The sequence below is a fragment of the Ralstonia chuxiongensis genome (genome assembly GCF_024158925.1).
Classification (GTDB): Bacteria; Pseudomonadota; Gammaproteobacteria; order Burkholderiales; family Burkholderiaceae; genus Ralstonia; species Ralstonia chuxiongensis.
In genome coordinates this window covers 438,764-449,707 of the sequence record NZ_JAMYWC010000004.1, presented here as the reverse complement: position 1 = coordinate 449,707, position 10,944 = coordinate 438,764, and the positions used below count along the sequence as shown (strand labels likewise).

Annotated in this window: 19 protein-coding genes; 3 read left to right on the top strand and 16 right to left on the bottom strand. The window is 55.8% G+C overall.

What is annotated here, in order from left to right; translation table 11 throughout:
* Nucleotides 1-33 precede the first annotated feature (33 nt).
* From NKG59_RS15600 to NKG59_RS15525, 16 genes are all read right to left on the bottom strand, one after another.
* Nucleotides 34-417, bottom strand: coding sequence for a hypothetical protein (locus NKG59_RS15600; RefSeq protein WP_253538492.1), 384 nt, complete (start codon nucleotides 415-417; stop codon nucleotides 34-36).
* A gap of 47 nt (nucleotides 418-464) precedes the next feature.
* Entirely contained in the window at nucleotides 465-710 is a 246-nt protein-coding gene (locus tag NKG59_RS15595) for a hypothetical protein (RefSeq protein ID WP_253538489.1), read from the bottom strand.
* Nucleotides 711-1,129: 419 nt separating this feature from the next.
* A complete protein-coding gene (locus NKG59_RS15590) occupies nucleotides 1,130-2,290 on the bottom strand; it encodes a hypothetical protein (RefSeq protein ID WP_253538486.1) in 1,161 nt (386 codons plus the stop codon).
* Between the two features lie 263 nt (nucleotides 2,291-2,553).
* Complete coding sequence (locus NKG59_RS15585) at nucleotides 2,554-3,195, bottom strand: hypothetical protein (protein WP_253538483.1); 642 nt, start codon at nucleotides 3,193-3,195, stop codon at nucleotides 2,554-2,556.
* Nucleotides 3,196-3,257: 62 nt separating this feature from the next.
* Complete coding sequence (locus NKG59_RS15580; RefSeq protein ID WP_253538480.1) at nucleotides 3,258-3,503, bottom strand: hypothetical protein; 246 nt, start codon at nucleotides 3,501-3,503, stop codon at nucleotides 3,258-3,260.
* 165 nt (nucleotides 3,504-3,668) lie between these two features.
* Nucleotides 3,669-4,055, bottom strand: a complete 387-nt coding sequence (locus tag NKG59_RS15575; protein WP_253538478.1) for a helix-turn-helix domain-containing protein — start codon at nucleotides 4,053-4,055, stop codon at nucleotides 3,669-3,671.
* Nucleotides 4,052-4,339 carry a hypothetical protein gene (locus tag NKG59_RS15570; RefSeq protein WP_253538475.1) on the bottom strand — a complete coding sequence of 96 codons (288 nt, stop codon included), beginning with the start codon at nucleotides 4,337-4,339 and terminating at the stop codon, nucleotides 4,052-4,054. Before NKG59_RS15570 ends, NKG59_RS15575 begins: the two co-directional genes overlap by 4 nt.
* On the bottom strand, nucleotides 4,336-4,500 hold the full coding sequence (locus NKG59_RS15565; protein ID WP_253538472.1) for a hypothetical protein: 165 nt from the start codon (nucleotides 4,498-4,500) through the stop codon (nucleotides 4,336-4,338). The genes NKG59_RS15570 and NKG59_RS15565 overlap by 4 nt, the downstream gene beginning before the upstream one ends.
* 175 nt (nucleotides 4,501-4,675) lie before the next feature.
* The gene (locus NKG59_RS15560; protein WP_253538469.1) at nucleotides 4,676-4,879 is read right to left on the bottom strand and encodes a helix-turn-helix domain-containing protein; all 204 of its coding nucleotides are present in this window, start codon (nucleotides 4,877-4,879) and stop codon (nucleotides 4,676-4,678) included.
* Between the two features lie 116 nt (nucleotides 4,880-4,995).
* A complete protein-coding gene (locus NKG59_RS15555) occupies nucleotides 4,996-5,337 on the bottom strand; it encodes a PDDEXK family nuclease (RefSeq protein ID WP_253538467.1) in 342 nt (113 codons plus the stop codon).
* Between the two features lie 295 nt (nucleotides 5,338-5,632).
* On the bottom strand, nucleotides 5,633-6,565 hold the full coding sequence (locus NKG59_RS15550; RefSeq protein ID WP_253538465.1) for a DnaB-like helicase C-terminal domain-containing protein: 933 nt from the start codon (nucleotides 6,563-6,565) through the stop codon (nucleotides 5,633-5,635).
* Nucleotides 6,562-6,933: a hypothetical protein gene (locus NKG59_RS15545; protein WP_253538462.1), complete on the bottom strand. Its 372-nt coding sequence runs from the start codon at nucleotides 6,931-6,933 to the stop codon at nucleotides 6,562-6,564. Before NKG59_RS15545 ends, NKG59_RS15550 begins: the two co-directional genes overlap by 4 nt.
* Before the next feature lie 26 nt (nucleotides 6,934-6,959).
* Complete coding sequence (locus tag NKG59_RS15540; RefSeq protein ID WP_253538459.1) at nucleotides 6,960-7,646, bottom strand: hypothetical protein; 687 nt, start codon at nucleotides 7,644-7,646, stop codon at nucleotides 6,960-6,962.
* 9 nt (nucleotides 7,647-7,655) lie between these two features.
* Nucleotides 7,656-7,874, bottom strand: a complete 219-nt coding sequence (locus NKG59_RS15535; protein WP_253538456.1) for a hypothetical protein — start codon at nucleotides 7,872-7,874, stop codon at nucleotides 7,656-7,658.
* Nucleotides 7,871-8,266 carry a hypothetical protein gene (locus tag NKG59_RS15530; RefSeq protein WP_253538453.1) on the bottom strand — a complete coding sequence of 132 codons (396 nt, stop codon included), beginning with the start codon at nucleotides 8,264-8,266 and terminating at the stop codon, nucleotides 7,871-7,873. Before NKG59_RS15530 ends, NKG59_RS15535 begins: the two co-directional genes overlap by 4 nt.
* 69 nt (nucleotides 8,267-8,335) lie before the next feature.
* The gene (locus tag NKG59_RS15525; RefSeq protein WP_253538451.1) at nucleotides 8,336-8,536 is read right to left on the bottom strand and encodes a Cro/CI family transcriptional regulator; all 201 of its coding nucleotides are present in this window, start codon (nucleotides 8,534-8,536) and stop codon (nucleotides 8,336-8,338) included.
* 32 nt (nucleotides 8,537-8,568) lie between these two features.
* Between NKG59_RS15525 and NKG59_RS15520 the strand changes: the two genes are divergently transcribed.
* From NKG59_RS15520 to NKG59_RS15510, 3 genes are all read left to right on the top strand, one after another.
* The gene (locus tag NKG59_RS15520) at nucleotides 8,569-9,111 is read left to right on the top strand and encodes a hypothetical protein (protein ID WP_253538448.1); all 543 of its coding nucleotides are present in this window, start codon (nucleotides 8,569-8,571) and stop codon (nucleotides 9,109-9,111) included.
* Between the two features lie 220 nt (nucleotides 9,112-9,331).
* Nucleotides 9,332-9,736: a hypothetical protein gene (locus NKG59_RS15515; RefSeq protein WP_253538445.1), complete on the top strand. Its 405-nt coding sequence runs from the start codon at nucleotides 9,332-9,334 to the stop codon at nucleotides 9,734-9,736.
* Nucleotides 9,737-9,867: 131 nt separating this feature from the next.
* Nucleotides 9,868-10,944: a DUF7666 domain-containing protein gene (locus NKG59_RS15510; protein ID WP_253538443.1), complete on the top strand. Its 1,077-nt coding sequence runs from the start codon at nucleotides 9,868-9,870 to the stop codon at nucleotides 10,942-10,944.

Below are 10,944 nucleotides of genomic sequence, written 5' to 3'. Positions count from 1 at the left end.
CCTGTCTTTATTCCTTTTGCCATCTATAGACCCCTACTTCAGATGACTTTTAGGAATATTAACGCATTCAGATGCTGCGTCTTTGGGCGCTTCCCGACCCTCTCTGGCCCTCAGAATCGAATTCCAGAAAGGCGAATCGTCGAAAACTTGTACTGGCTCTGTCTGATTCTCACCAGCATGCACAACATGCTTGGAAAAGGATGATGCTGTGTATTCTTTGTCTGCCACTTTCAGATGGCTCTCAGCAATATCGCCTCGCTCGGGCGTATCAATGATGTGAGATGCAAGCAATGCCGCCATCTCATGGGGCTCAACAAAAAAGACTTGCCCGGGCTGCGGGCTTCCGCTTTCATTCATGCGGCGCAGCAAGCCCATCATTGTTTCTTCGTGTTCTACAGGAACAAAATACAGTTTCATAACTCTCAGCCGCGCCCTTACGGGTAGCGCTCCAAGTTAAGCGTTGATTACTTGCCCAAGTCCTCAAAGGCCTTGTGGCTCTGCGGGTGTTGCACTTCACGTTCTTTGCTCGGCTTTGCATCACGGTCTTTGCCGAACGCCTTGTTGGCCGCTGCATCGATGCGCTTCTTCTCGGCAGGCGTTGCAAAACGCTCGTACGACTCGGCTGCACGGATATGCGCTTTGTCATTCAGCGGAAAGCGCCCGGTCTTATCACCGGAAGGCTTGCCGCCTGCAAATTCCTTGGCTGGCATTGCCTTGCGCTGTGATGCTGTCAAATTCGCCATGATTGGCCCCAAAAAGAAGCGCCCCACTTACACATGCCAGCAGGGCGCGAGTGGTTGGATAGCCAACCTGGAGGAGACGCGTCGATAACTCTTGTGCAGCGCTAACTGCTGGTTGAGGGGCGACCACGATCAATCCATGGGCGGTCTCGCGGGCTATACCCTAAAACCCCTCACGGCTGGCGACCAAGGCGGGATTCGAACCCCTACCGGACTCCTCTCGGCTAGCAATAACGCCTGTCCGTTTGCCTTTCGACTTTCAGCGAGTCTCCATGGCCGCTGCTACGGCCTCTCGCCTCTTGATCGCCATGCGTGAAAGCCCCCATTAGGGAGCCAGACCCAGGCCCAGCGCGATATGTGCGCCGTAAAGGCAGTGCTGGCGGATCTAGCTACCGAATGGGGCTCAACATCTCGGGCGTCACGATGTTTCTTGCGACTTGCCCGTATTTCTCGTGATACGTGATCGACTGCGCGGCTCTTTCCGAGATCCAGCCGCCGCGCGCTGCATATGCGTCTCGGGCCGCGAGAGTAGGATGCTGTATGACAGTCATCCCGGCATATTCCTTCTCGTCCACGTGGTGCCGATGCCCAGTGTGGCAATAACGTTTCGTTGTCTGCCCCCACATCCACGCGAACTGCGCCGCGAATAAGCCAGGAAGATGCTCGTTCTTTACCTTGTGGCCGTGGTGGAAAGCCAGCATGACTTCACCGTGCTGCACCACATAGAAAGGCAACTCAGATGCGTTGACCGTCAGACGCGGCTCTTGCTCATACAGGGCCGCAAACATCTGGCGCAGCCATACCGAGCTAGATTCATCGTGATTGCCTTCCGCCACGATCAGGTGCACCTCATGATGCTTCTGTAATGCGTGGTCAATCAGACGGCGAATCACGCGAATGGCACTTGCAACGATCTTAGAGAACCGCCCGTCCGTGTCCAGCACGTGGTGATGCGCCGGAGTTACCGGAAGCAACCCATCCGTATGCAGGAAATCTCCCTGCAGAGCCAGAACGCACTTCTCAGCTTTGGGCGACGATTCCACCAAATGCAGGAACGCGGCCAACAACATCTGCTCGGCGATCTTCAGATCCCAGTCAGCCCCGCCTTCCTTGTGCCAAGCCAGCATTCCTAGGTGGTAGTCCGTGAAAACCACTAGGTTGCACAACGCGCTGTCTGTCTTGCCATCAAACGGTGCGGCCTTAACACGCGGCAAATCTTCTGCCATCGCCTCGGCTGCCGCGCGGATAGCTTCCTCAATCTGATTGGCGTCAGGATGTTGGCGCTGCCAATAGCGCTCAACCTCTCCCGTCTTGGCATTGACCGCAACAGTGACTTTGCCCGTCAAATAGCCTGGTGCGACGCCGCCAGTCCAATGCCCCGGCGCATAACCTTGTCGGGCCGCTTTGTACCTAACACGCCGAATAGCGCTCGATACCGTCCCGCGATTGACGCCTAGAGCCTCTGCCGCCTTGCGCTCGCTACCGTGCTTCTCGATGGCGTCTAGGAATTCGCATTCCCGCGCAGTCGCAAAGTCTCGTAACGAGGCCATCAGGCATTCAGCTTAGGCGCCCAGCAGCCGCACCACTCAGCCGCAATGATGGGCGGGAACACGCTCGACGTATTTCCTTCCTCGTCAATCATGACTTGAGGCGGATTTCGTCGGCACGTCTCGTAGCCTTCTTTCTCTTCTTTGAAGTACCGGCAATTACCGCAATGGGCCACGGTGTCAGCCTCTTTTTGCTTCCGTGTCACCATCTGGAACCCCAAAGAAAAAGCCCGCTCAAGGCGGGCACACGAATTACAGCATTGCATCTAATCAACCATAAAATGGTTGAGCTTTGCCTGATTGCGCGTCTTTGTAATAACGCGCAAGTTGTGTTCCACATGAAGTCCACACACCAGCGGATGCTGGATAGGGACAATATGATCTACTTCGTGAGCTATGCCGGTCTGTTTGTTTAGACGGTCGCGCTGGCGGTAGATCTTTGCTATTTCAGAAGGGTCAGCCCATCTCGGCGTTGCAAGCCTTTGCTGCAATCGTCTGCGTCGATGAGAATCCTTGCAATTGCGGATTTCCTCGGCCACAAGAAGTTTGTAGCCGGAATGCCGCATTCTGTGCTTGTGGACCATGTTCTTGTAAGAGAACTCAATCCACTCAACCATTGTCATCCCGATAGGATGCAAGAACTTGGGCGATACGTTTAAAACCGAGTCCACCCAATCAACGCTGCTCTCACCGGTAAGGGCGTGATACCAATCATCAAAAGCTTGACTTCTCAGCAGATCAACAATTGCATCAAGTGTTGGATCAGCCGAACTTCTACGCTCACGCTCTTCTTTGCGCTCACGAAGTTCCTCAATTTCTCTTTTGAGGGCATCTCGCCTATTGCGGTAAAGCCTGCGCCGCGATTCGTTTTTATCTAAAACGACATCATTCGGGGCAGGCCATCCCATGAGCGCAATCTCTCAGCATCCTTATTAACTATGGATTTTAGAAAGAATCGCGCGGCTACGAACTAACTTTGTTGCGCGGATTTTTCCGCACACTCTTCCAATTGCACACGTTTGATCGTTGCAGCCATTTGATAGGCGCGGCGAGCAAATCTGTGCAGCCGGTCGTAGAAAGTTCGATTGCCGATTCCCATGGCGGCAGCAATTGCTTTGACTGGCCTAAATCCATGGAAGTAGTAGAGAGTGAAGCAAATATGCTCTCCGGGCTCCTGCTCTGCCAATCCATGCACAGCCATGTTGAAGTAAGACATCATGGGGTCAAGCGGGCCATCTGGTTCGCTCGTTACGCGCCGTCTTGGCTGTAGCTGAGCAAGAATGTTCGGTGGCACAGGTGGCGCAAAATATCGCCGCGTCCGGCACCAGCGAGCCCATTCAAGGCAATAGGCGCTAAGTTCCTGATCTGTCACATCATCCCCCTATAGACACGTACCGTCAGCGAATTCCCCAAAGCCTCGCGGCTCATCCAAGCACTCATGGGTGCGTGAAATGCCCGTCCAAGTTTGCGCCGCCCGAATCTTCCATGCCGCGTATAGCTCTCGGAAGTCATAGCGGTCTGCTTTGTCATCTGGCGCGATGTAGAGCAGATTCGTGCGCCTGTAGAGCAACGAGTTACCGCAAAATTTCCGTTGCGGCTTCTGTAGCTTCTCTATCAGCCCACGCTTTGCCAGAGCGCTCAATGTCTCCCGGACGTTCTCACGGGATCGGCCCATGGCTTGCGCGATTTCATCGCAACCGAATTTCGCTTCGCCCATGTCTTTGACGTGCTCGTACACGGCTTTTACGCTGGCTTCGCTGACTGTCATTTCGCCACCTCAATCAGACCGCGCTCCATCAAGCGCACGTAAGTTCTGGTGATGCATTCAAACTGCATGGCTCGGCGCTCGTCCTTGGTCATGTCTTTGCCTTGGTCCAACGCTGCATGACAAGGCGGACACAAGCTCATAATTGCCGCATCGCTAGCCTTGGTGGCCATGCCTTTGCCAAACTCCTGCAGATTTGCATGGGCAGCTTGTACGCCATGGGCGCCGCAGTTCACGCATTCCAGCTCGTGAACGACACCGAGCAGGTCACGGTTGCGATATGTCATCCCAGCCCCCGCATGAATTGGCGATGCTTTTCCCAGTCGATCTGCTCGGTAGGTTGGCGCACGGGCTCTGGTTGTTGCTCGTTACCAGCGTGCATATCTACTGCTTGCTGAGCGGCGCACTTTTTGGCTTCGGTGATTGGATCTTGTTCGTAGGTAGCCATCACTCCTCCCACTCCACCCTAACGGTAGCAATGCAGTCGTCACCGTGCATCTTTGCGACTTCTTTGGCTACATGCTCTGTTGGATGTACGAACCCATTTACGCGGGGCGGAGTGTTGCTGTGCCCGCGATACAGATTCACCCAGCCGTGGTGATGCTTTTTCTCGTGCTCCATGGCTAATCCTCCAGCCCCACAAGAAAATCCGTCGTGCAATCCAACTCCTGAGCAATCGCAAGCAGGCTATCGATCTTGGGAATGGCTTCTGCCCGCTCGTATTCGCCCACCAAGTTCTGGCTTACCCCAAGGCGGCGGCAAAGCTCACGCTGGCTGATACCCCGCTCTGTGCGCGCTAGTTTCAACCGCTCTGCGAAGATCTTCATAATTACCTCCCAGCCAACCTAACGCACAGATGCCGATTCCATGGGCACTGACTCAACGAGTGATAGCCACCGCAGTTTGTGCAGCGCATGTCTTCCTCCTATCTAACGTCCTTCAATCAACCGCCGATGGCCTCTATGGCCTGCTCCACGTTTTCCACTACTCGAACGCATTCACCCCATTGCGCGTGCCACTCGATCTGATCTGGAGTTAGCTTTCTCCTGCTGGGTGATTTACTGCCGTCCTTCACTTCAAGCAACGTTAGAACACCACGCCACATCACCAGCAGATCGGGGAAGCCGCGCCCCATTGAGTGCATCGGCTCGACCCTTGCACCGATCTTCCGAAGCGCCGCCACGATCTCGGCTTGGTTAGAATCGACCTTTGCCGCCCTTCTCATGGCATCAAAGCTAGAATCAGAAAAAGAATCACAAACAAGATGAGCCAAATTTGGATCCATTCCGGGTCAGTGCTGTTCATGCTGTTACCTCGTCGCGCTCTACGTCATGCAATGGAACGCCGCTGATTGGTCGAAGGCTGCTATCCCGGCAATGAATCACTTTTACCGCTTGGACAATTCCTTCTGGCTTCAAGGCTTTCAGTGGAGTGCAAACCTCACACATCCATCCTTCATTGCCATTCCAAGAGTCTGCAGGCTCAATAACTCTCACCACTTTCCCAACGTTCTCAGGGAAGAGGGAGCGCACGATGTAAGCCAAATCCCCGGGTTTGCAGTTCATGCTTCCTCCGGCGCCTTAAGCGCGCTGTTCGCTATAAGCCAATTCGATCTTGAGCCGCGTCGGCAAATCGCCGCGCATCTCCAGGTACTGCAGGGAGGCGGGATCGAACCAAAAGCCGTAGTGACCCTCCGTTTCCCCGTTGCGCTGCTTCTCAAGCTGCAGGATCGTGTCCGGCTCGCCCATGTCGTACTGCTGTCCTGAGCGCATGGCCTCTTCCTTGGCCTTGTTGCGCCAGACGATGAACACGTTGTCCACAAGGTCAGTGATCGAGCCGGCGCCTTTCACATCGAACTTGCCCGGCTGCTCTTTCTCGCTGCGGCTCTTGCGCACGTGAGCGACAAGGTGAACATGGACACCTGTGTCATGGGCCACACCACACAGGCGGTTCACGAAGTCTTTCTGCGCGTTGTAGTTGTCTTCTCCATCCACAACCTTCGTCAGGTTGTCCACCACGAAATGCTGAATGCCGAATGCATCCACCGCGTAGCGGATGATGGCGATCATCTTTTCCGGGCTAGAGTTGCCCACGTGGTCGTAGAGCCAGAGACGCCCATCTGTCCAAGCGTGGAACTTGCGAATAAATTCCATGCTCGGATCAATTCCGCCCCACGCTTGACGAGACATGCGAGCCATCAAGCGGGTGGGGTTCATTTCCAGCGACGCAATGCACACTCGCTGATCCTGTGCGCACAGATGCATCGACGTCATGCCGACAAACTGGCTCTTGCCGTGGCCGTTGATCCCGGCCCACAAGGTCACTTCTGCAGGACGGCATTCAAAGTCATCTCGCGTTTTGTTAAACCCAAGACCAACCTTCGGGTTGTTGCGCGGGCGATAGAAAAGATTGACCACATCGTCGGCAAGCTCAGAAGCGGGGCGCACCTTATGCGCGTCTTCCGGCTCTTTCAGGTAGGCAGAAAGGTCTACCGATTCGTCAATCAACTTCATGCGTTCCCCCTGAATTCCTTGTTCTCGCTTTTCAGCCACGGCCAGTAGATCGCGTCAAAATCGGCGCCAACAAAGCGGTTCTTGTTCATTGCTTCCGGCTTCAGGTGCACGATGCAATCCGCGCCCTCCTGCGATTCCACGTCCCACAGGCCAATCCATGCCGGGGCGTGCCGATAAAGCTCGCAAACAACCGGGTGAAACTTGACGCCGGGCTTTGCAAACACGCACACCTCAAGGCCAATCACAAACCGCCAGTCGTACGCTTTGGATGGATCCGCAACGACAACTGGATTCACTTCGTCCACATGCCCAACCAGCGAAACCACCACCATCTCGGCGGGCCGCTTACCCCGCATGCGGGCTTCCACGATGGGCCTAGCTCCGTAGGGCAACATCATTTCAGCCCCGCAAAGCGACCTTGAGCACCGCCTTGGCTGGGCGCCTCGTCTTCCCAACGGCGAGCGTTCAACCATGAGGCTGGGTACGGGATGAACTGCCCGTCGTCTTTCGACCAGTCAACCGAGGTCTTGGCCCGCGATACGGCTGCAAGAATTTCGGCTTGCAGGGACTCGCTCGGTTTGATTTTTCGATACGCTTTTAGCGCCGCTGCCTTCGAAACCTTCTTCGGGTAGGCAGTCCAAAACTCTTCGAACATCGCGTCAACTGACGCGTGTTTATTACTTTCCTTTCCTTCCCTTCCTACCTGTACGTCACTGTCGCGTCCTGACGCGTGATCTACGCGTGGTTCACGCGTGTGGGACGCGTCGTCAGGGGGCGGCAAAGAAGATGGCGATTCACGCGGGTTGATGTGTTGGTGATCTAGGAACTTGGGGATGTAAGCCAATCCATCGCCATACAACTCAACCAAGCCACGACCAATGATTTCTTCGCAAAGAGCGTCAATGTCGATGGCGTCAGCCGGGAAATAACGCAACTTGAAGGTCTTTGGCTTCCAAGTCATACGTCCTTCACGGTCAGCCTCGCACCACAATGCGACGTAGAGCAGACGAGCAAACGGCGACATCTCTACAATGTCTTCGCTGGTAAAAAATTCGGGCTTGATGGTTCTAATGCGCGCCACAGCGTTCCCTCACACCCGCACAATCTTCCAAGTCTTGAGCGTCTTGCCATTGACGCGCTTCGTGCCTTCTACGAGCTTTTCGTTGGCTCGGAGGTAGCCGTATTGCACTGCTTCCGACAGGCGGCGCCAGGGGCATACAGAGCCCGTTGCAGCGATCAGCTCCATCGTCGTCATCGCCTTGATGCGCAGGGCGGTGCAGATGCGGTCGTATTGAGTCTTTGGTTTCATGCCGCGCTCCTCATAGCCTCAAGCTGGGCCTCTAGCTCACGAATGCGGCGCTGCTCTGGCGTCTCAACCTCCGAACGAAAGCCGCAAACGGCGTCTTCGTATTGGCGGATGGCCCAGTTCCCACACAGCGCCTGAAACTTGATGCGGAAGTCGAACGGCAGGTACTTCTTGCCACTCAAGATGTTCGACAGATGCGACTTCGGCATACCGAGCTTTGCCGCCGCATCACTGATCGAGTAGCGCACGCGCCGTTTGGCCCAACACAGAACGGTCGCATCGCTTTCATTGCGAAGACGCGCAATCAACTGCGCGGAAACCATCTCGGGCTCACCGACAGCAGAGAAGAAAGGCATCTCACGCTGGGCGCCGCGCATTTGTTCTTTGTGTTCCATGTGGCGTTCCACGTGCTCGATTGCGTAAAAAAGAAGGCGTGCGACGGGCACGCCAAAAGGGGGAGAGAGTTATGCGGGTTGTTCGGGCTTCAGAAACGCGGGGGGAACATCCCTGCCGAGCCGGATGGCCGCGCCGACAACCAGATCGGTTTGCCGTTGATCCAGCGTTTCGGGCCACTGGGAAATCCGCCCGCGAGTCAGACCCAACGCACGGCCTAGCTTCGCGCCGTTGCCGAATAGATCAATCGCCTGTTGTTTCGTCAGAACCATGGGGCTACCTGCTTAGTGTGTTGAACAATCATATGTCAAACACAGTAAGCATTCAAGCGTTTACTGTTGTAAGCATGAAATTCAGCGAACGACTCCAAGCGGCGATGGATGCCGCCAATGAAGGCAGGGGCATTTCCCAGGCAGAACTCGCACGCCAAGTGAAAGTGACTCGTGCGGCTGTGGCGCACTGGTTGGCGGCGGAAGGTAGTACTTACCCTATGAAGGGGGAAATACTTTTGAGGCTGGCCTACGTGCTGAGGGTTTCACCGTTTTGGCTTCTGGAAGAGTACGGAGCGCAGGACGCCGTATTCGTGCACCAAACAGATGCAATTGAACTTCTGAAATACTTCTTCGCGCTGCCTTCGCATGCCCAGGCAGTGGCTTTGGACCAAATTAAACAGCTTTTCAGTCTGTTTTCTCCAATTTCTAATTCAGTAACCGCTTCATACGGTGGCAGCATTGAGAACAGCCGCTACCGACAGAAGCTTCAACAAGCCCAAAAAGACCTGGCGGCGGCAGAAACACGGGGGCAACATGCCGAAACTGGGGAAAGTGGTTCGTCTGGTGGTGGATAAAGATGCCGTTGAAATCACTCGTGAACTCTTGCAGATGGCGGAGGCGGGAGAGGTTTCTGGGATCGCATTTGTATTAAGAACAACACATAGGGAATACCATGTAATGTTCACTGGAGTTTTTGAGGATGACCCAATCGTCGCTGAAGGCGCGTCTAGCCTGATACGTGTGCTTGCAGAAAAACGCGCGGCGGGATTGGTGCCACGAGCATAGGGGCGGGACATGAAAAGAATTTTTGTTGCCTTACTCATCACCACGTCAGCGGCTTGCGCAGCTGAATACACACCGCAACAACTGGCAGAAATTGCCAGGGGAGATGCCACCCCTAATCTTTGTGCAGCAACACTAAGTGGGTATGCCCCTGTAGTAAAGGCGGCCACTGAGGAGCTTGAAGCTCGTCATGCTCAATGCGATTGGCAGCAAGCCCAGGCGATTGCGCAAGCAAGTTACGCCAGAAAGCAGCTCGAAATTCAAGAGAAGCAGGCTAGACAAGCCAATGCGTTAGCCATCATGGGGATGGGAGCCACATTCATACAACAGACGGCGCCTACGCAGCCAATCACCCCACAACCCTCAACCATGAACTGCGTCCAACAAGGTGTCTTCACCAACTGCACCGCCTTCTGACGCCCCATCCATTAAGCGCGATCCCGCTTCGGCGGGATTTTTTCCGTCCTCGCTGCTTATTGCACTTGACACACGTGCGCCCATGGAGTTTAATGCATTTAACAAACAACGCACCGCAGATGGAGAAGACGATGGCGAAGAAGAAAGAGCAGGCGGGAGAAGTAGTCACGGCCTACAAGGGGTTCAACCAGGACTGGACATGCCGCGACTTCCAATACGAAGTGGGCAAGAGCTACGAGCACAAAGGCGATGTTGAAGCTTGCTCGGGCGGTTTCCATGCCTGCGAATATCCGCTGCACGTTCTGCGCTACTACAAAGCATCGCAATCGCGTTTCGCCATCGTTGAGCAGAGCGGCACGCTGTCTCGCCATGACGAAGACTCGAAAATCGCCAGCTCGCATATCTCAGTGAAGGCTGAGATTGACATCGCTGGCCTTATCAAGGCGGCGGTGAAATACACAATGGATCGCTGCACGCCTGCCAAGGGTTCGGTAAGCGACAAGGACAACACTGTCGTCAAGGCCGAAGGCAAGAACAAGAGCGCGGTTGCATCGGGCTACTCCGGCGCAGCCACCGCATCGGGCAACTCCGGCGCAGCCACCGCATCGGGCGACTCCGGCGCAGCCACCGCATCGGGCAACTCCGGCGCAGCCACCGCATCGGGCTACTCCGGCGCAGCCACCGCATCGGGCGACTCCGGCGCAGCCACCGCATCGGGCAACTCCGGCGCAGCCACCGCATCGGGCGACTCCGGCGCAGCCACCGCATCGGGCAACTCCGGCGCAGCCACCGCATCGGGCTACTACGGCGCAGCCACCGCATCGGGCTACTACGGCGCAGCCACCGCATCGGGCAACTACGGCGCAGCCACCGCATCGGGCGACTCCGGCGCAGCCACCGCATCGGGCTACTACGGCGCAGCCACCGCATCGGGCAACTACGGCGCAGCCACCGCATCGGGCTACTCCGGCGCAGCCACCGCATCGGGCTACTACGGCGCAGCCACCGCATCGGGCAACTCCGGCGCAGCCACCGCATCGGGTCGCAATGGCAAAGCCAAGGGAAAAACCGGCTGCGCACTGTTTCTCGTCTACCGCGATGTCAATTGGAAGATCGTCCACGCCAAGGCAGCCATTGTCGGTCGGGACGGCATCAAGGAAGACACGTTCTACCGCCTGAATGAAAAGGGCGAATTCGTAGAGGTCTGA